The 22,501-nt window shown below is 39.3% G+C and carries 10 protein-coding genes; 1 reads left to right on the top strand and 9 read right to left on the bottom strand.

Translation table 11 applies throughout. The features are described from left to right. Positions 1-20: 20 nt before the first annotated feature. The 4 genes from FHT21_RS10340 to FHT21_RS10355 are packed head-to-tail and all read right to left on the bottom strand — an operon-like array spanning position 21 to position 8,286. Complete coding sequence (locus FHT21_RS10340) at positions 21-3,143, bottom strand: TonB-dependent receptor (protein WP_167294589.1); 3,123 nt, start codon at positions 3,141-3,143, stop codon at positions 21-23. A gap of 21 nt (positions 3,144-3,164) precedes the next feature. Next, entirely contained in the window at positions 3,165-4,919 is a 1,755-nt protein-coding gene (locus tag FHT21_RS10345; protein WP_167294590.1) for a RagB/SusD family nutrient uptake outer membrane protein, read from the bottom strand. Between the two features lie 17 nt (positions 4,920-4,936). Next, positions 4,937-7,807, bottom strand: a complete 2,871-nt coding sequence (locus FHT21_RS10350) for a SusC/RagA family TonB-linked outer membrane protein (protein ID WP_167294591.1) — start codon at positions 7,805-7,807, stop codon at positions 4,937-4,939. 41 nt (positions 7,808-7,848) lie between these two features. Next, on the bottom strand, positions 7,849-8,286 hold the full coding sequence (locus tag FHT21_RS10355) for a CHRD domain-containing protein (RefSeq protein ID WP_167294592.1): 438 nt from the start codon (positions 8,284-8,286) through the stop codon (positions 7,849-7,851). A gap of 615 nt (positions 8,287-8,901) precedes the next feature. Here FHT21_RS10355 and FHT21_RS10360 point away from each other — a divergent pair. Next, positions 8,902-12,879 (top strand): hybrid sensor histidine kinase/response regulator transcription factor, encoded by a 3,978-nt coding sequence (locus FHT21_RS10360; protein WP_167294593.1) that lies wholly within the window; start codon positions 8,902-8,904, stop codon positions 12,877-12,879. Positions 12,880-13,191: 312 nt separating this feature from the next. Here the strand turns inward: FHT21_RS10360 and FHT21_RS10365 are convergent, their stop codons facing one another. The 5 genes from FHT21_RS10365 to FHT21_RS10385 form a co-directional block, all read right to left on the bottom strand. Beyond that, on the bottom strand, positions 13,192-15,402 hold the full coding sequence (locus tag FHT21_RS10365; RefSeq protein ID WP_243853956.1) for an alpha-galactosidase: 2,211 nt from the start codon (positions 15,400-15,402) through the stop codon (positions 13,192-13,194). Between the two features lie 51 nt (positions 15,403-15,453). Continuing rightward, complete coding sequence (locus FHT21_RS10370; RefSeq protein ID WP_208398903.1) at positions 15,454-17,496, bottom strand: alpha-galactosidase; 2,043 nt, start codon at positions 17,494-17,496, stop codon at positions 15,454-15,456. An 8-nt stretch (positions 17,497-17,504) separates the two neighbouring features. After that, on the bottom strand, positions 17,505-19,838 hold the full coding sequence (locus tag FHT21_RS10375; RefSeq protein WP_167294594.1) for a glycoside hydrolase family 95 protein: 2,334 nt from the start codon (positions 19,836-19,838) through the stop codon (positions 17,505-17,507). A gap of 168 nt (positions 19,839-20,006) precedes the next feature. After that, positions 20,007-21,227: a DUF4998 domain-containing protein gene (locus FHT21_RS10380; RefSeq protein ID WP_167294595.1), complete on the bottom strand. Its 1,221-nt coding sequence runs from the start codon at positions 21,225-21,227 to the stop codon at positions 20,007-20,009. 34 nt (positions 21,228-21,261) lie between these two features. Further along, complete coding sequence (locus FHT21_RS10385) at positions 21,262-22,497, bottom strand: DUF5000 domain-containing lipoprotein (protein ID WP_208398904.1); 1,236 nt, start codon at positions 22,495-22,497, stop codon at positions 21,262-21,264. Between the last annotated feature and the right edge of the window lie 4 nt (positions 22,498-22,501).

Genomic DNA, 22,501 nt, shown 5'->3' on the forward strand with positions numbered 1-22,501 from the left:
GATCTATTTAAAGGGTATAACTATAAACCAACCTGGATACCAAAGTTGACTATACGCTGTTGAGGGTATTCTCCTGCCGATGCACTCACTGCCGATTCGGGATCGATAAATACAGGCAACGCGGTATAAACCAAGCCCATATTATAACCATTTGCATAAAGTCTTAAATTATTCAGGTGTAACTTTTTAACAAAATGAGATGAGAAGCGGTAACCGATCTCGAAATTCTTCCAGCGTACATAATCGCCTTTTGAGTACCAATAAGATGAAACCAAAGAGTTGTTCGCACTTCCACTTATTTCAGGAAAAGTTGCATCAGTTGCCGTTATTGGTGTCCATCTGCCTAAATTGAAGGGGATAGATTGTCTATCAGGTCTTTGATAAGCTAAAACTCCCCTGTCGTATCTGATGATGTAATCGAAAGCACCTTGAAATAGTGTGCTCACATCAAAATTTTTGTAGGTAAAGCCAAAGCTTAAACCAACCGTATATTTTGGCTGATTTGTTCCTAAATAACCCGCATCATTTTGATCAATTATACCATCGTTATTCAAATCTTTAAACTTTAAAGATCCAAGCTGTGTGTTCGATAATGGGATATTTGTGACTAATTTAGGGGCATTGTATAGTTCTGCCAAGGTTTGATAAAAGCCATCAGAAGTATAGCCGAACTGGGCACCTACTGGTTTGCCTGTTGTACTTAACCAAGGATAAAGTGTGGCCGGTTCATCTCTAAAAACAATTTCATTATTGGCATAAGTGATGTTGGAGTTGGCGAAAAAAGTAATGTTGTTATTTACTCTGTCTCTATAGGTTACATCAAGCTCGTAACCTGTATTTTTTACGATACCCAAATTGTATTTCGGTACGCTGCCACCAAAACTCCCAGGTAATGTACCAGGGTCTGAAAGGATATTTTTACGTTTTTTGTAAAAATAATCGGCAGTTAAACTCAGTTTACCTTTAAACATTTTTAAATCTACACCCACATCGGCATCTTGCTGTACTTCCCAGGTAATGTCGTAATTAGATAAAGTAGGTTCAATCAAACCCGCAGAAGTGGTAGGCGTTTCGCCGAATACATAACCTCTACCAGAGCCTGTAGAATAGGTTTTGGCATATGAATACACAGACGAACCAATGGCATCGTTACCAGTTAAACCATAAGATCCCCTGATTTTAAATGCATCTACAAACTTGATGTTATTTTTGAAAAATGGCTCTTCACTAATATTCCATCCAATACTCGCGGCTGGGAACAACTGGTACCTTTTGCTCGATTCGAACTTATCTGAGCCGTTATAACCGGCACTAAAATCAAAAAGATATTTCTGTTTGTAGTTGTAACCTACTTTTCCGGTTATACCACGGATGTTATAGGGCTCTGCAGCTAACGCTGCGCTAATATCGGTCGAGTTGGTGGTTTGGTTAAGCAGAGCCAAAGCCGAAATGTTGTGGTTTCCAAAACTTCTGTTGTAGTTTAAATTGGCCTGAAGATTTAACAATCTGTTGGTTGCCAAACTTGCTCCTTCCCTAACCAAAGTACCCATACGGTACATATCTGTTTTCCACGGATCGTAGGTTTTGGTATTGGCATTATATATGTAAGCCAGAATTTCGAGATTGGTACCACTCCCGCTTCTGCGTAAGGTCCGTGTAAAACCATAATCGCTGGCAAAAGATACCAAAGCATTTGCGGCTAAACCCGGGGTAATAAAATCTAATTTTTGATTAGCCTGTGCTACAAAATTCAAGTTATTACCATAAGTTCTGGTATAACCCGAATACATTAAATTAGCTACAGGGTTTGGTTTTACGGCACTTGGATTGGCACTGGAGGCTATTAAACCATTTGGCCAGTATACCGGATAACTGAAAGATGAAAGTTCACCATTCCACAAATACTGAAAAGTTGTTCCGCCATTGTTCCAAGCTTTATCGTAAGGCTCGTTTGTGATGCCGAAACGTCCGGATAAATCTAAACGGATATGCAAGTCTTTGGTTGGATCAATATCCACATTCGACCTGAAGTTATACCTGTTGTAGAAATAATTTGTAGTAAAACCCTGATCTTTAGAGAAATCTTTATAAATACCGCCCTGCGACAGGTAACCTAATGAAACAAAATATTTTGCAATTTTAGATCCCCCGCTGATATCGAGGTTAACCCTATTCTGTAAACTCACCTTTTTCAGTACTTCATCCCACCAGTTTACACTTGGGTAGTTATAAGGATCGTCGTTAGTGCGATAGTGATCTAAAGTATTGCCGGAAAAATATTGTGGATAAGCAACTGCCGGATCTAAATATTGACTTGTAACGCGTTCGCGTAATAAACTTAATGTGGTATAACCATCGTTTACTTTTGGTCGTTGTGTAGGCATTTGCAAACCAGTTTCGTTACGGAAGGTAAGTTGAGGTTTACCTGATTCGCCCCGGCGGGTCTTGATAATTAATACGCCGTTTGCACCACGAACACCATAAACTGCAGTCGTAGAGGCATCTTTTAAAATGGTAATACTTTCTACCTCATTCGGATCAAGTTGGTTTACCTGATCTAAAGTAAATTCGATATCATCGACAATAATCAATGGACTTGTCGCCCCACTTCCAGCATATGTACTAATACCCCTGATTTGGAATGCTGCACCATCTTTACCTGGCTGTCCGCTTCGTTGCTGAGAGAAAAATCCTGGCAAACGACCAGCTAAAGAGTTCTGCAAACTGGCTGAAGGGCTCTGTCTGATTTCAGCGCCCGAAATAGAACTGATGGCTCCTGTATTGGTTATTTTTTTAGTTTTCTGTCCGAAACCTAAAACGACTACATCTTCTAAACCCTTCACATCATCTTCAATGGTGATTTTTAAAGAAGTTTTTCCTTTTGCATCAATTTCGCGGGTAATGTAACCCACATTTTTAATAATCAGGATTTTGGCGGTTCCCTTTAACTTCAAGGTAAACCTACCCTGCTCATCGGTAGTTGTTCCATTTGTACCAAATTCCTTTTCATAAACAGAAACACCAGGTACACCGCCAGATTTATCGGATACTGTCCCTGATATGGTATTTTGTGCTTGCGCATTAGCCTGATAAAAAGCTGCGATCAGTAGCAAAAGCACAAAGTGATTTATAATTTTTTTCATGTTCTGATTCTCCTTAAATAATTACCAATTTGGATTTTGAGACATAAGCGGGTTGGAAATCATCTCTTTGTATGGAATTGGAAATACATACATTTTCGAGGCATCGAATTTCGTTGCAGCTACATCTACCGTTTTATAAGTAGTTGTGGTTCCGTTAAAAGTACCTTGTACACCGTGCAACGTTCCATTTAATACGTTTTCAGCAATTTTCCAACGGCGGATATCCCAGAAACGTTGTTCTTCGAAAGCCATTTCTACCCGGCGTTCATGCCTGATCCTGGCGCGCATATCAACCTGGTTTAATCCTGCTGGCAGATTTGGCATCCCTACACGGTTTCTTATCGCGTTAATAGCATTATAAACTGTAGCATCTGGTCCGACGGCTTCATTTTGCGCTTCGGCATAATTCAATAAAATCTCTGCATATCTAAAAATTGGAAAAACATGGTTTGCAGCTGTATAAGCTGTTCCACTGGCATTACTGGTTAAAAATTTGCGCATGTAATAACCGGTACGGGTTTCGCCACTGTTGGTTTTTCCAAAACCAAATGGCCGGTCTAAACCTCCGTCATAAGTTTGCACTTTACGGGTAAGCCAGTACAAACCATCGAACATTACAGTTGCTGGCAAACGTGGATCGCGGTCGTAATATGGTGTTGCACTTACATAATCTGTTCCGGTTTCGGTAATGGTTTTACCACTGCTCATTTCATAATCATTAACCAACTCTTGCGTAGGGTTGGTTTTGCCCGATCCTGCCCTTGGGTAACCTACCGGATCGTTGGCCGATTCTACCGAGGTATTGGTTCCGGCCATGTAAGGAAGAATAATTTCGTTGTTGCTTGCTGTAGAGAAAATACTCAAAAATTTATTTACTGAAGTTACATAAGCGTTAATTTTGGCCGCCGAAGTAATACCAGCCATATTGGTAGTGGTATAATGTGCTGTTGTGGCTGCATCATTCAATTTATAGGTAAACTTAGCAAGCGTAACACTATCCATAATATCTTTTGCCGCTTTGGCTGCCAGTTGCCATTTACTTGTCGCGTTGCTTGGATTATTTAAAGGACTTGCTGCATAAAGTAATAACCTCGATTTAACGGCCATTGCCGCTCCACGGCTAAAACGACCGTAAAAATTAGAGGCAAATGTTCCTGTGGCATTAGGCGACAGTAGATCAGGCATCGCCAGATCCATTTCGCTGGTGATATAGTTAACACATTCATCGTAGCTATTCCTAGCAATCCTGATTTCTTGCTGTGGATCGAAAATCTGATCGCCAATAAGTGGAACGCCACCCCATCTTTTTACCAATTCGAAGTAAAACATGGCCCTAAGTGCTCTGGCTTCTGCTTTCCAACGTTCTTTATATCCTTTTAAAGAAGCTTTTAAAGTTACACGGTCTATTTTACTCAAAAAAATATTTACTTTTCTAATGCCCGCATAATTGGCATCCCAGGTATTATCTGGCAAAACAGATGAGTTTATCGCACCTGTAGTATAATACTGAACATTATCTAAAGTTGAGTTTGGTAAGGCATCATCTGTGCCCGCATCTAAAATATTATTGTTTATCCTGTTAAAACCTTTAGGCAAACTCGAATAAATATTATTTAAAAACTGCTCGGTAAATAGGCCAACTGAATCTTTACTGTCGAATACATTGTCTTCGTCAGTAAATTCGAGAGGTCCATCCTCTGTAATTTTTTTGCAGCCAACTGCACCAAAAAACAGAATGGCCGAAAATATAATTAGGGTTAAAGAATACTTTTTCATTATCTATCGATTTATGATTATAACTTCAGTGAGATTCCGCCATTAATAATGCGCTCGTTAGAAAAGCCCGATAAGCCCGATTCCGGATCAACATAATCTAATTCCGAAACTGTAAACAGGTTATAGGCATTTACAAATAAGCGTAAGCGGTTAATTTTGGCCTTGTTTAATAATTTTGAAGGAAAACTATAACCAAGCTCAAGATTTTTCAGCCTCAGATAATTGGCATCTCTTAACCAAAAAGTAGAAGCTTGTTGGTTATTGCTATTAGCGCCTAAGGTTAGGCGGGGCAAGGTGGCATTTACATTATTCTGTGGCGTCCATCTGTTTTCGGTAGTGTAATCTAAAACATAACCGTAGCCGTTTGAAAAAGCCGACATACTATTGGCATTCAACTGTAATTGCCTGTTTACAATTCCCTGAAACAATCCACTAAAATCGAAATTCTTGTAATTAAGCGCAAAATTCAACCCGAAGAAAATGCGTGGTTTATTGCTGCTAATCTGTTTCTGATCTAAGAAGTTGATAATTCCGTCGCCATTTAAATCTTTGTATTTTAAATCACCTGGTTGTGGATTATAACCCAAAATACCTGGTATTTTACTTACATCTTCCCCAACCTGATAAAAACCAATAGCTTCGTAGCCACGCTGTTGTGTTACCGGTGCACCAGCCAGGTACAACCACTGGTACGGATAGTTAGGCTCATCTTTATCAACTACCTTGCTTTGCTCTACTGAAACATTAACACCTATCTGATAACCAAATGCAGAATTGGCCTTACTGTTGAATGAAAGAGTAGTTTCTAAACCATTAAATGTATTTTTACCTAAATTCTGCTGTGGATACGTTTGACCTAAAATACCGCTTGCATCGCCATTGTTTTTTTGTTGCAATAAATCGTAATAACGGTTATTATAATAGGTTAATGCTGCATTTAAACGGTTATCGAAAAAGGCTGCTTCTATACCTGCATCATATTTCCATGCTTTCTCCCAAGTTAAATCGGTGCTGGCCAATGGATTTTCGAACGAACCCGACACACCTGTTAAACCCGTACCAAAATTATAACCTGTACTGTTTAAGGTATAACGTTGTGCATAACCGTAGTAATTTGCTGGATTTGCATAAGCTGTTTGACCAACAGAAGCCCTTAATTTTAAGAAACTTATTGCATCTGAATTAAACCAGTCTTCTTTGTTCAAAATCCAGCCTAAACCCAAGGTTGGTAAAAAGCCCCAGCGTTTGCCTGGTTCATAACGGTTAAAACTGCTATAATTACCTGCAAATTCTGCCAGATAGATTTCTTTATAATTGTATCTGGCCGTTAACCCAGCCGTTTGGTAAATCTGATTAAGCTGTGTGTACGAGTTTAAAGTATTGTCGTTATTATAAGTAGCCAATATATTAAGGTGATGGTTATTAAAATCGCGGTCATAACCGATGAGTAAATTGGTATAGGTCTGTTTAAACTGTCCAGCGATAGAACTAGCTGCTTTCCCTGCTTCCAAAACTCCATCGCTACCTACCTTGGTATAAGTGATAGCTCCATTTACAGTTGTTGGGTTATAAGTGGCAAAGGTTTTTGAACGGTCTATATTCTGTTGATAGTAGTTGTTAATCGATAATGTTCCCTTAGCCCATAGGCCTTTGGTTAAATCATCTAGTTTATATGAAAGTGTTGCATCGGCATTTAATGTACGCTGGTTGGCAGCCAGATAACCACTACTAACAGTACTCGCCAAAATATTTGTTCCGTAGGTAACATTACTGATTACCGTTGTGTTTTGAGGGTTGCCGCTGTAAGAACCATTGGCATTGGTAGCTGGATAAGCAAGTGGAGAGGTGCTATAAATCCTGTTCATGATATTATTTGCCCCAACCCCCGGCTCATTAAGGTTTTCTATCGATCCAAAAATATTCAACGTTAATTGGATATCATCTGTAAAATCCATCTGTGCATTGGTGCGGATGTTATACCTCTTATAAAAATTATTGGTATTGTAGGCATTATTATCGTCCGTGATAAAATTTCCATCCGATTTAAAGTGTTCTATACTGGCAAAGTAACGATACGATTTTCCGTTCCCTGCAACATCGATGTTATAACGCTGTTGTGCACTGTTCTTTTTATATACCAGATCGTACCAATTGGTATTTGGTTGTAAAAAAGGATTATTGCTTCCGTTTTGATAGGCTGCAATGGTAGCATCGTTGTATAAAGGCACAGAACCCGGGTTAGTATTTAACTGCGCTTCGTTATATAATCGGGCATAATTTGCACCTGTTACAAAATTTGGTGTTTTAAGATGTTGTAATGCCCCATATTGTGCAGTAAAATTCAGTTCGAAAGGACGTGTTTCTGACCGGTCTTTGGTGGTGATATAAATAATTCCATTTGATGAACGCATACCAAACATAGCTGTAGAAACCGCATCTTTCATTACAGTAATGCTTTTGATATCGTTCGGATTGAAACTGGTAAAATTGCGAATCACACCATCAATTACAATTAAAGGTGTTTGACCGCGTAAGCCGAATATAGAGTTATCAAAACCTGTTCTTCCTGAAGATTGAATGGTATACAAACCTGCTAAACGGCCAGCAAGCACATTTGAAATATCTGATACAGGCGTAGTATTTATATCTTCGGCATAAATGGTTGATGTACCTGCAACATTTAGGCTGCGCGGAATTATGCTGTTCCAAACATTAACCCCCCTTTGGATATATGGCAGCCTGGCGTCCATCTTATCAATGGATAAACTATCTGTTGTTTTCACAACAGGCTGCTGAGCAAAGGCAAAAACCGGAGCAAAAGTCAACAGACTTAAACAGAGTCTTTTCCTGGTGCCTTTGCACTTAAATGAAGTAATATTTTTGATCATGTTTTGTAGTTTGGTAATAAGAAATATGGTTAGCGCTGTTTTTAATTATTAACCTGCCCTCTCACAAGGCCCGCAGCCTGCTGTTGCGAAACAACAACCAGGTAGTTACTCTGGTTAGTCAAAGCATTAGCCGTTTGTGCATCAATGATTAAACTCCCTTTCGACTCTCTATTGGTATCAAAAGCAGGATTTTTCAGATCGATTAATACAGCTCCATTTGCGCCAGCCGCACCTAAATTAATTTTAACAGCACCAGGCACATCTCCATTCTGCAGCGGCTGATCGAAATACACATCATAATGGAGTTCATTATTGTCCATTAGATACAAAACCGCAACAGCATGATCGGTACGGCCGGCAATGGTCGGAGTAATTTTTGCAGCGCTTAGGTCAACCTTCCATTGCTTTCTGATATAGATTTCGGAGGTGTAAACCTCTTTCTTACAGGCGCTAAAAAACAGCAAGGCAAGAACAGGCATTAGGCAATGCCTTTTTAATGATAATAGATTCATAAATTTAGGAGTTGATTTTGTTTTGGAATGTCGATTTTATTTAACCTGGAAAACCAAGCGCTAATTAAAATGTGTACCTCCATTTTGGTTGATTATGATGCTTAGACAAAAAATGTCGGTGCACGCCGCTCAAATCCCTAAGTTTTAAAAGCGCTGCTTTTAATAAGAGTAATTTTTGTTTCATGGTTGGTTTGGTTAATATTTACTGTTGGCTTTCGGATGGGTTGATATCAGATTTGCCCACAGCGTTGGTTGTTAGTTAAATTTGGTTAAGCCAATGGCAGAAATGGTTAATCTCTGCTGATGATTGCTCTTTTACCATCTTGCATTCGCTTTACCAAAATTAGTTGGGCATAAAATGAAAAAGGTCGAAAATTGTAAATGAAAGGGTAGAAAAACTGTAATCCCTTAATATTTTGATCAATTCGCCCTATATTTAATCGAAATACATCAACTGATTATATCCCAAAAAAATAACCCAAAATGATAATGCTGCGTTTAAGCGCGATATGTTTTTCCCTGATGCTTTTGATGTGCACTTCCCTACACGCACAAAAGCCAATTGTTTTTAACCACCTCAGGATGGAAAATGGCTTGTCACAAAATTCGGTGATGGCCATTGCGCAAGATAAAAACCAGTTTATTTGGATGGGCACCAGACATGGATTAAACCGCTATGATGGCTACCGTTTTAAAGTTTATAACAATAGCGCCGATAACCTTAACAGCATTTCGAATAATGTGATTAACACCCTATTAACCGATACTAAAGGAAGATTATGGGTAGGTACAGAAAACGGCCTGAATATTTACAATGAAAAAACCGATCATTTTTATCGCATCAATAAACGCAGTTCTGCGAATTCCTTTAGCTGCGATTCAGTAGAATGTTTATATGAAGATCCTCAAAAAAATATATGGATCGGTACAGATAATGGTCTCAACCTGCTGATAGATGTCGAGAAGCAGATTTTTAAAAAATTTCTTTTCGATAAGCCCAATCATAAATCTGGCCTTAGCTTGATTTTCTCGATTCTTAAAGACGAAAAACAAAACCTTTGGGTAGGTACTTATAATGGTTTAGTACGTATTTACCTCGTTAAGGGCAAATATCACTTTGAGATTTTCAGGCACAACCCCAACAATGAAAACAGCATCAGTTCTAATGCCGTAAAAAGTATTATAATTGATAAACAAAAGAGGCTTTGGTTAGGTACCTACAATGGCTTAAATTTATTTGATTACGAACACAAAACCTTTAAACGGTACAAAACCAGTGCGACAGATCAAAATTCGATTGTTAATAACGACATTCGAAAATTAACCTGCGACAAGGCGGGCAATATTTGGATCGGTACACAGGAAGGATTAAGTATCCTCGATCCAAATACCCGAAAATTTAGTAATTACCGTTACGACCCTGAGCAAACAGACGGATTGAGCCAGAATTCTATCCATAGTATTTTTCAAGATATTAACGCCTCAGTTTATTTGGGTACTTATTACAAAGGTGCAAATGTTGTTTACCCATCTGCAACACCTTTTACCGTTTTTAGAAATTCGAAGAAACAACAAGGTTTGAGCAGCAATATTGTAAGCGCCATGGCCGAAGATCAATACCATAACCTATGGATTGGTACTGAAGGCGGTGGTTTAAATTACATGAACAGAAGCAACAATACCTTCACCTACTATAAAGCAGAACCAAACAGCAGCAACGGGCTCAATTCCAACCTAATTAAAACCTTGTGCCTCGATAAAACAGGACAGCTATTGGTGGGTACACACCGGGGTGGTTTGTACGCATTCAATCCCTCAGATCGTAATTTCAAGAAAATAATCAATGTTAAAGATGTAAAAAATAGCCCGGGGAGCTCAGAAGTGATTGCCATAACTGTAGATAGCGAGGGCACTGTTTGGGTAGGCTCCAACGATGGATTATCTACATTAAAAAAAATAAATGGCCATTATGCTTCTACAACGGTTAAAAGCCCATTAGAGCAGAACCTAAGGAACAAGTATATTCAGGTTATATTTGAAGATAAGGCCAAAAATTTATGGATTGGAACGGTGGCCGGACTATACGCTTATCATCCGGCTACTAAAAGAATTACAGCCTATTACCAGAACAAAAGCAACGCAGGTAGTTTAGATCATATTAATTGCATTGTTCAGATAAAGAATGGAAATATTTGTGTTGGAACCTCTTTTGGAGGTTTAAGCATTTTCGATAATAAAAGCAGAAAATTCAAGACCTACAGCGAAAAGGATGGCCTGCCAAACGGTAATGTATTGGGAATTATAGAAGATGAAGAAAATAACCTGTGGATCAGTACAGATAAAGGACTATCTAAGCTGGTTACCAAAACGGGAAAATTCATTAATTACACCAAAAGTGACGGTCTAGCAGGCAACGATTTTAATATCCGATCGTTTTTTAAAGATAGTAAAGGCGAGTTGTTTTTTGGTGGTTACGATGGTTTAACAGCCTTTTATCCCAGTCAGATTGATATTAATAGGAATGTTGCACCAATCACCTTTACTGAACTCAAACTATTCGATCAACCTGTAGCGGTAAATGCGCCAGATGGACTGTTAAAGGAAGATATCAAAAGCACTAAACAAATTACCTTTAAACACGACAATAACAATTTCACTCTCGATTTTGCCTTATTAAATTACATTAAACCAGAAAAAAACAGTTACCGTTATATCCTTAAAGGTCACAGTAAAGATTGGATAAAAACCGATGTGCCTAGTGTTACCTATACCGATCTTCCCGCAGGTAATTATACCTTTATGGTAACGGGAAATAATAATGATGGAAATCCCGGCAGCAAAGCTGCAACCCTTAAAATAACGGTTCTTCCACCCTTTTGGGCTACCTGGTGGGCCTATATTATTTATTTGGCTTTCTTTTCGGGCTTACTGTTTTTAATTGTACGTTATCTTTTTGTGCGTGCGCTGCTTAAACGTACAGAAGACATCCAGAAAATGAAACTAAATTTCTTCACCTATGTGGCCCACGAAATCAGAACGCCACTTACTTTAATTCTTGGCCCGTTAGAAAATCTTTCCAAGCAATATCAAACCGATACCGAGTTAAATCGACAGATTATCCCGATAAAAAATAACGCAAACAGGCTAATGCGGCTTATTACCGAATTAATGGATTTCAGGAAAGCTGAAACGGGGCATCTTACCCTGCATGTTACAGAAGATAATATCGTCGATTTTATCAACGAAATATTCATCTCCTTCTCTCATCTTGCCCAAACAAACGACATACAATATGAGTTTGTACACGAGCAGGAAAACATCAACCTCTTTTTTGATAAACGGCAGCTCGAAAAAGTATTGTTCAACCTGTTATCCAATGCCTTTAAATTCTGTGATAAAGGTGGCAAAATCTCTGTTTCTCTATTGGAAATGGAGAATGAAGTAGCAATTAGCATTTCAGATAACGGATTGGGTATACCTGCAGAAAGTTTAAAAAATCTTTTTAGTGATTATTTCCAGGTAGATGAGCAACACTCCAATCAAATCGGCTCAGGAATAGGTTTGGCGCTTTCGAAAGCAATTGTAGAGGAACATAAAGGGCATATTGCCGTAGAAAGTACTCCTGCTGAAAATGGTAAACGTGGTTTCACTAATTTCACGGTAAGGTTAAAGAAAGGAAAATCGCATTTTAAAACAGCAATTTTTGATGGGGCAAAAGATTATCCTACCCATCCCGATATCTACACGCAACAGCCCGAAAAAGAGCTAACAATTTTAAAATCCAAGAAAGAAACTGATATTTCCACCGAAACCATATTGGTGGTGGAAGACAATAGTGAAATCAGACTGTTAATCTCATCGTTGGTAGGCAAACATTATCAGGTAGCGGAAAGTGAAAATGGATTAATGGGTTGGGAAACAGCAGTAGAAACACTGCCCGATCTGATTATCTGCGACATTATGATGCCGATAATGGATGGTATAGAACTTTGCCGTAGACTTAAGGAAGATGAACGGACCAGCCACATCCCTGTTATTATTCTAACTGCCCGCTCTTCTCATATCCATCAGGTTAGTGGTTTGGAAACTGGCGCCGATGCCTATATTACCAAACCTTTTAGTCCTGAATTGCTTTTGCTGAATGTTCGTAATCTACTGATGTCGAGACAGGTAATGCGTCAAAAATTCCTGAAACACATCCATTTACAGCCGAAAGAACTCACCATTAATGCCATTGATGAAGCTTTTATGCTAAAACTCTTAAAATATATTGACGAGCACATTGCTGATGAAGACTTTGGGGTATCTGAACTGGCTTCGATGGTTGGTATGAGCAGGCCTATTTTGTATAAAAAAATCAGGAAACTCACCAACCTCTCCGTAAATGATTTCGTTAAATCGATCCGTTTAAAGAAAGCAATGGAGCTGTTTAAACAAAATAGGTTTACCATTTATGAAGTGGCTTATCAGGTCGGTTTTAACGATCCAAAATATTTCAGCAGGGAATTTAAAAAACAGTTCGGGAAAAGTCCACGAGCTTTTATGAACGGGGAAGAGTAGTTTGGAGTTTTTAGTTGGGAGCTCTCAGTAGTTTTGAGCCCAAAGTCTTGAGTCCTCAGCCCAGAGTCAGTTACTTGTGGATAGTTCCCCTTACGAAAAATCGTCATTCCCAACTTGATTGGGAATCGTAATGCTTGAGTAGGACTTATAGATTGCATTAAGATTCCCGCCTGCGCGGGAATGACGACCACATTAATTAACGTTCAACTTTTCACCTTATCTCTCTGCAAACTTTGCGGTAAAAAAATGGAGAAACCGTTATTAGATCTCTCCATCTCGCTGCGCTACAGTAGAGATAACGAACTGGTTAATTTACCTCGCTTCTTCCAATTTTAACACTACACTGGTTCTGGTCGCATTAAGAATGGGATTAAAGCCCACTTTCATCAAGAAATCACCAGTATACGTTTTAACACTATCTATCGGTGATTTTGTACCTGGATAAAGGTTGATTTCTTTAATCTGGTATTTCTTTGTTGGATCTAAGCCATTTAATTTAATCGGATATTTACTGTTTTCGCCATAACGGTAGTTTACCAGATAATTAAAAATCACCCCTTCTGTTTTTTGCTCATTTACATATAATATAGATGCTACACTGCCCGTACGTGGATTGGCCAAACGGTATTGTTCACCCTGCCAAATAATCCCTTTTACTGCATTGTAATTTTTAATGGCATCCTGGCAGAACTGAAGTTCCTTCTCAGGTAGTTTGCTAACAACGATATCAAAACCCAATTTCCCCATCATCGCTACATCAGTGCGAAATTTTATTGGTTGTTTTCCCCAATCGGTTACGTGGTTAGAACTGCTGATGGCAGGATAAAAATAAGAGTATTCCCATTGAATGAATATACGCTCTAAAGGATCGGTATTATCACTTGGCCAAAACTCTGTAAAATACTGTAAGGCAGCATAATCTACCCTACCACCTCCGCCAGAGCATAACATCATTGGCACAGTTGGATATTTTGCGCGGATTCTTTGCAGTACACTATACAATCCCCTTACATAATCGATATAAAAATGAGATTGATTTTTTAAATGTGTGGAGTATGCATTATAAATTACCGCATTACAATCCCATTTAATATAAGCCAATTTCGGATTTTTGGTAAACAGATCGTCAACCACACCGAAAACAAAATCCTGTACCTTTGGGTTACTCATATCGAGTTCCAACTGGTTTCTAAAATAGTATTCAGGTCTGTTAGGCTGTTTTACCACCCAATCCGGGTGTTTTTCGTAAAGTTCGCTTTTTGGATTAACCATTTCGGGTTCTATCCAAATTCCGAATCTGGTTCCTACATTATCGGCCTCTTTTACCAAAGAAGCTATTCCGTTTGGTAATTTCTTTTTGTTCTCCTGCCAATCGCCAAGCCCGGCATGATCATCGTTACGCGGATATTTGTTCCCGAACCAACCATCATCAAGCAAAAAGAAATCGACACCCAGTTTTTTGGTATCCTTTAATAAATCGGCCAACTTTTGCTCATTAAAATCGAAATAAGTGGCTTCCCAGTTATTCAAGAGGGTTAACCTACTGCCTTTTCCATCTAATATTTTATAATTACGTGCCCAATCTTGTAATTTCCTACTGGCATCGCCTTTTCCCTGATCAGAATAAGTGTACAAAAAAGCAGGGGTTGTAAAAACTTCACCTGCTTTTAAGCTATAAGGCGAAGCATAATTGTTCATTCCGGCAATAATGCGGAGGTTATCCTGGTAATCCAGCTCAAGATCGACCTTAAAATTCCCGCTCCATTCCATCGCACCGTATAAAACATTGCCTTCATTTTCTTCAGCAGGTTTATCCATCGAAATCATAAAAACAGAAGGTTGAAACAAATTTGCCCTTGTGCCCAGTTTGCTATCCAAAGTTTTAATACCATGGGTAATTTCACTTTGTTCTGGCTGCATTTCCTTAGCCCAATCGCCATGATATTGGTTTAACCAAAAATGTGGTGATTTTAGATACAGATTGGCCGATGCATATTTATGCAATACCACTGTGCCTTTCTCACTGTGTTTAATCTCCGTCCACTGTTCTATTACATCCTGTTTATAAAAAGACTTATAGAACACCGTTACCTCAAAATTATAAACAGGATCTTTTAATCTGATCTTTATTAAACTCACATTATCATCAATAGCAGTAACGGTATGATCAACATATTTCAGATCGAGGGAGTTATTGCCGTCAGCATGGGTAACACTAATAGCTGGTTCTACCAAATTCCTTGATCCTGATGGCGTATACACCGAATTTAACTGACCAGTATAATCTTCTGTTTGTTTGTACTGACCATTAACCTGTGCATATTCCTGTTTATCGGCTAGTTTTTTTCCAAAAAATATGGTGTTTACATCTTTTTTTGCATCGGCCTGTAAAACCAGTGCATTATGGGCAGTTTCGATGGGTATAATGGTTTGCGCTTTGCTATTCGACATGGCAAAAAGAGAAATGGCCATTGCCAATACGCCCTGCCTGAAGTAACCTGTAGTTTGATGTGATCTGTTCATTGTATTTCAATAGTAATCGATAATGTTTTATAGATAGCGGTTGATTAAAAGTTATGGTTTGAGCGTAATTTTAAAGATCGTTGCATCTTTTGCTGCAAGTTTGATTATTTGGTTGTTTTTTAAGGATTCTTTTTTTCTACTAATTAAATTTTCAGTGCCATACACCTGATCTAATTTTAAACCGATCCTGGAGAAGTCGATATTGAAATCATTTGCACCTTCGCTATAATTAAATACAGCGAGATATTTCACTCCGTTAAGTTCTTTTACAAACAGTTGTGAAGCTGATTTGCCCCTGTTTCCTTCTACCGGAACAAATGCTTTTCCATCCTCCAAAATCTTTAAAATTTCGGTATTGTTCAATAAACGCCGGGCCGTGCCTATCCATTTTCCCTGACGCGAAAAATCATCGCCAGTAATACAGGTACCCGTAACGATGGCCGATAAAAACCTGGCCGTATTTTCTCCGTCGGATTGATCAGAGAATACCACATGGTCGGCGTCGATATAATCGTAAAGGTAAGTTTGCCACCAACCATTGCTTACACTATTTAGGGTGTACTCTGTATCTTTTATCGATTTAAAGGCATCGCAGGCAATCCGGCGCACATGCACATACCTGCCAGAAGCCATGCTTGGTGAAATGGCTGCATAAACCAACATTTTACCATCAAGCTGTTTTAACAAGAACTCCATTCCGGTTTTATAAGCCTGCATCCCCGTGGTGATTTTAGGATTGTAAAAATGATCGGATTCTATCGCCGCATGACCTAAAAAATCAATTTTGATCATTTCGAAACCACATTCTTTAAACTTATTGATTACGGCTGCAATGCGTTGCTGCGTACCTGGATGCGTGGGGTCTAATGCCCTTGCCCCGTCTATATCATGATAACCAGAACCTACTTTAGTCCACATCTCGCCAAAGGTATAATCTGTTCCTTCGGCTTTGCGGTTGCCCCCGCCTGCAAACCCCCAATCAACAAATGGTGCCCAATAGATACCCGGTTTTAATCCCTTTGATTTGGCATGATCGGCAAAGGCTTTTAGTTTGGAGTAATCACCCGTCAAACCACCTTTTAAAAGGTTATCCCAATACGAATCGAGATCGATATAAGCTACGTCCCCGCTCCTGAAACTTTTCAAGCTATCAGTAAAAAAATCAGCTACCTGATTGACTTTTTCGAGTGTGATTTTCTCCTGCATGGCACCCCAGCTGTTCCAGCCTACCGGAGTAGCTTTATCCCATTTAAAAACAATGGGCGGTTCCGAAACCCGGTTTAGTTTGGCATAAGTTTCCATGCCTAAACGCCAATCATCAAAAGCACCGAAAAATACTTTCGCCGAACTTACTGACACGCCACTTAAATAACCATGCGGAATTTTATCACGGGTAATACCTTCTTCGGTATAACCACAGATGGCCTGTACACTGATCTTTTTATCGCCATCCATTGTAGTAATGACACCTGTTTTCCAGCGGGTGTGGTCGATAGAACCGATTACAAAACCTTTTCGAGATTGATCATGGTATAAAGACGTTACTTCAGCACTTGAATTTTGCACATTGGCTGTTAAAGGCACTGTATTATAAGAAATGAAAGTATCGTTATCAAATGGTACAAATAAACTCGTGGGTGCATCTAAATTTCCCTGATCGATCAGGTTTCCGCTTAGGGGAACAATATGATTAATGGATAGATCAACACCCTGTAGAGAAATTTCGATTATGAAATAGTTTTTATCGGCATAAGTATAAAAGATCTGCTGCATGGTAGGCAAACCACTTTTCCTTAACCAGAATGTATGCCGAATACCATTACCAAAGCGATTTTTAATGGATGTTTGAGTATAGTTGATCTTATCATAGGTTTTAGAACTGAGCAATGTTTTCTGATATTCAGCCTGCGAAAAAACATTTAAAAACAGTTTCTTCGCCCCGTCCGATACATTAAAAGTACCAGTTTTAATATTGTAGTCTATTTTGCCGGTTTTGCCATAACTGATCATAATTGCAGAAGCAGATCTGCCGGAAAAGAACAGCATGCCTAATATTAAAAGTGCCTGTTGTTTGAATAAAAATTTAAAAATCATGTATCGTTCTAAAGTTTAACCGAAGTTATGGTGCTTAGCTTTCCGTTTATTTTAACTTTTACCCTCTGTGGTGTTGCTGAAGCAATTTTATAGGAGGTAATTTTACCATCTTTCCAGTTCATATCAACCGTAAAATTGCCCCTTGCTTTTAGCCCTTTAATTTCGCCAAAAGCTTTCCAGGCATCCGGAATGGCCGGTAAGAGTTCGATAAAACCATCGTGACTCTGAATCAACATTTCGGCAATGGCCGCAGCAGCACCAAAATTGCCGTCAATCTGGAAAGGTGGACCGGCCGATAGCATATTCGGATAAACACCGCCACCTGCACCATAATTGATATCGGTACGCAAAGTAGGTTTTAAAATCTCCCTGAATAATTTAAATGCCCGGTTCCCATCCTGTAACCTAGCCCAAAATAACTGTTTATAAGCAATTGACCAACTTGGTCCATCATCTCCCCTAATTTCGAGCGTTTTTTTGGCGGCTTCGGCCAGTTCGGGTGTTGAAGTTGGTGTAATTAAACCAGCTGGATAAACGCCGTATAAATGCGAAATGTGGCGGTGCTGTGGATCGGTTTCTTTATAATCTTCTAACCATTCCTGTATACGGCCATCTTTGCTGATTATACCCAATGGAGGAATAGACTTTAATTTCTCCTGTAGCAATGTGCTAAAGGCTTCATCAGTTTTAAGGAGTTTAGCAGCAGTAATTACATTGTTAAAAAGTTCACGAACAATCTGGTTATCGATGGTTGGTCCCATCGAAATGCTTGCGGTTTTCCCATTGGGCAGGTAAAAAGTATTTTCAGGCGATACGGACGGAGAAGTAACCAACCAGCCTGTTTTTGGATCTTTGATCAAGACACTTTGGTAAAATGCCGCCGATCCTTTTAAGATCGGATAAATGCTTTTCAGGTATTTTAAATCCCGACTATAAGCGAAATGATCCCATAGATTGCTGCATAACCAGCCCGAACCTGCATTTGATGCCCCCCATGAGGCACTTTCGCCAGGCTCAGTAAAACTCCAAACATTCGTGATAACGTGGGCAATCCATCCATCGGCATTGTAATAGGCTTTCGCTGTTTTTGCACCGTGTTCGGTTAAATTCCTTACCAGTTCAGCCAATGGAAGGTTTAGTTCCGATAAATTGGCCGGCTCGATGGCAAAGTGGTTCATTTGTACATTAACATCCAAATGGTAATCGCCGTTCCATGGGGTATTGATCTGATTGGCCCACAAACCCTGAAGATTTGGGGGTAAAAGTCCTAGCCTGGTACTGCTGATGCTTAAATAGCGCCCAAACTGAAAGAACAAAGCGCTTAAAGAAACATCATTTTTATAATCTTTATAGAAATGATCTAACCTTACATCGGTTGGTAATTTTGCAGCTTCGCCTTCGCCCAAATTGATTTTTAAACGGTTAAACAGTTTGCCAAAGTTTGCACTGTGATTGGCCAGTTCTACGGCATAAGCTTTTTTTTTCGCTTCTAGCAAAGCACTTTTCACCCTCGCTTCAAAGTTTGCATGTTTAAAATTGGTTTCTGCCGCAACATAAACAATGATTTCGGTTGCATTTTTTATTTTAAGTATATTCCCCTCACTTGTTATATAACCATCTTTAAGCTTGGCACTTACGCGGCTCATGTACTTCATTCCTTTTCCATCAGTTCCATTATCTAGCTGACCAAACATCAACAGTTCATTGCCCTGGCTGGCCAATGTTGCTTTTTCGGAACGACTGATGGAAATGTTGCAGTTCAGTTTTTTGGGATGATCGGTCGTGATACGGATAATATCTACATCATCATCAAAACTGCAGAAATATTCTCTTTTGTATTTTACTCCATTGAGCGTAAATTCGGTTGTGGCCACCGCTTTATCCAGAGACAAAGTTCTTTTGTAAACCGTTGGTTTTACTTCTTTAACACCAGGAAATTCATAATCGAGTTGCAAATTTCCCAATGTTTGGTACTTGCCCCAGGTTGCTCCACCCGAGCCCTGGCCTTTACATACAAAATCGCGGTTAACCAGTTCCTGTGCTTCATCGTTTTTGCCTTCTAATATTAGCTGCCTAATTTTAGGTAAACTTTTATACGCCTCGTAATTGTTGGCATCTTGTTTCCCGCCGCTCCATAAAGTAATATCATTCAGTACAATACGCTCTCTGATAATGCCTCCATCTGGTGTCATACCCAATTTACCATTACCTAAAGGAAGGGTTTCTTCCCAAATTTTAGCAGGTTTATCGTACCACAATATTAAAGGCTGCTGCTGGGCAAAGGTATATTCACCTATGAAAAACGATAACAATGAAAAAATAATCAAATACTTCTTATACATAGTTTCATTTGTGTGTTGTTATATTAGTGGTTAAAAAATGAATCCAGTCACTGGGTTCGTCATTTCGAGCGGAGTGCAACGAAGTCAAGAAATCTAGATAGATCTCTCCATTCTACTGCGTTCCAGTCGATATGACGAAATTAAATTATTAATCGAATCCAATTACATTTACTGCTTGTTCCAAAACCTGATTTCGCTCATATTGCTATAATTTCCATCACCAGTGGTTACATGCTTAATCCTGACACGGATATAACGAATCGGTTTCCCTGCGTTATCCAATTCTGATGTAAAAGCATTTTTTCCATCATCGGTTCTGGTTATATCTTTTAAAAGCGTCCATCCTTTACTTACTGCCTGTGCAGGCCAGCCATTATCGCTGGCCGATAAAGTAGTGGTGGCATTGGTTAAATCGGCCGTTCCCCAAACTTCAAAACGATCAGGATTATTACAACAATCTCTTCCTGTTTCTTCTATGCGGGCTAAATTGGTGTAAATTTTACCTAAATCGAAGGTAATTACATGCGGCATACCACTATTCCCTGCGCTATGGAAAATATTCGGATAACCCTGCGGACCAACGCTTCCATCCCATAATTTACTGATACTGGTACCCGACTCGTAAGTCTGCGCATCGCCTGGTAAACGCACTTCGTTAAAAAGTGATCTATCGCAAAGCACATAGGTAAAAATCTGCGGAAAGGTAGAGAAATCAGACACTGTAAATACATCCAACGAACCTTTGCCCGGAATATAGGATGATTTATATAGGATGCTGGTTCCGGCTTTATAATCAGGCAGTATAATGGCCGTATCTGCAGGCAAAAGAATTTTATCTACACTTGTGCCTGCTGTGTTGGTGTACCTCACAACCGTATTTACATTAATGGTATCTGGTGTTTTAAAATTCAGCTGTACAGATCCATTGCTGTTCAACACATAAGGGTTTGTGGTGTTGTAAGGTCTGTTCAATAAACCCAATTGATATAGCGGACCAAAGACCCTAACATTTCTGGCTTCAATCGGGATGGATTTATGTCCTTGAGCATCGTAAGAATAAACCGTAAAAGTATAGGTGTATTCCTTTAAATTTGGGATGGTTACTTTAATCGTATCCAGTGGATTATGGGTGGTGGGGATAACCACTACCGAATCGGCATTGTTGTTCCAGTACACGGTATATTTAGTTATACTTGGATCGGGACTTGGATTCCACCATAGGGCAGTTCTCAAATTGCCTGGTTTGGTAACAATATTAGCTACACGGCCTGGATAAACAATCTCTCCATCCTTTAAAAATTCTTTAAAGGCAAGATCATCTTTGGTACAGCTGATGATTACGGTTACCAATAACAACAGCAGGCCGCTATTTTTATATATACTTTTCATATCTGAAAATTTATCATTTTATGTTATCTGTTAACTACCTCGGATCGCCGTAAAAGGCCATTTCCATGGCGTGTGCAAATGTACCGTTAGACCATGTTGTACTTACCGAAAGGCGGATATAACGCACTTTAGGATTGGATAACGGGAAGTTGAAGCTTACCCCTGCTTTTACAAAATCGTTATCGGCAGTGGTGTGCGCTACGGGCGTTGCACCCGATGGAGGATTCGGATAGTTGTAATTACCCATATTGATCCAGTCGCCGATAATGGTACCTTCTGGTGCGGATAGAGGAAGCTGCGCATCACGTGGAGCAGCCACATCAGAACCCCATACCGAAAATACTTTCGGGTTTCCGTGTCCATAAGCAAACTTGTCGCTTCCGTCAGGTCTTTCCCATAAAACAAAGCGGCTTAGTTTTGCACTTATACCCAATCCAAATGTAGCGATGGCAGGCATTGCGCCACCTGGGGCAGTATGCCATCCATTTGAGCCTCCGTCGGTTTTACCATCCCATAAATAAGGAAGATCCCAGCCATAGGCAATTACACCATCAGATGGAAGCCTATATTGAAAAAATTTGCCCCTATCCAATAAGGTTTCGAAAAAAGGCGTAATGGTTTTATATGTTGTATCGGAGATATTTCCAAAATTATCGGTTACATAATAACCAATTTTTTTAGGCACCGGAGCATAACCCCTTACCGAATAATTGATTAAATCAGATTTGCCATAATGCTGATCGATTACATCGGAAACATTGTTATCACCCACAGCGAGAAGAATAATCCCCAGATTATTTTTTGATGGGTTTGTACCCGTAATCTTAAAGCCCCCAAAATCAGGATCGGCATTAATGGTCGGTTTGGCCAGTAAATATGGCGGGGTATCTGGATTAACCCTAACCACCACAGGGTCTGATTTAACCTCTGCCCTGCTCACGGCATACAAAGTAACATCGTAACCTTGTTTTTTGGCAAAACCATCAACCATAATCGAATCTGAATAATAGCTCGATTTGGTTTCGCGTGTGGTTACGCCATTTATTTTATACTGCGCCAATACATACAACAGGTTTTTAGAGTTCGGTAAAGAATAGGTGATGTAAGCACCACCATTAAAATTATCTATTTTAACATTGCTTACCACCCCGGGCTTGGTCATATCAGATGAAGCCGGATCGTTATAGGTTTCCATTTTTTTACAGGCAGCAATGCTGGTCAAAACGAAAACAATAAGGGCGAGGTAAATACTATTTTTAATACGTTTCATATCT

This window comes from Pedobacter sp. SG908 (genome assembly GCF_011759615.1).
Taxonomy (GTDB): domain Bacteria; phylum Bacteroidota; class Bacteroidia; order Sphingobacteriales; family Sphingobacteriaceae; genus Pedobacter; species Pedobacter riviphilus.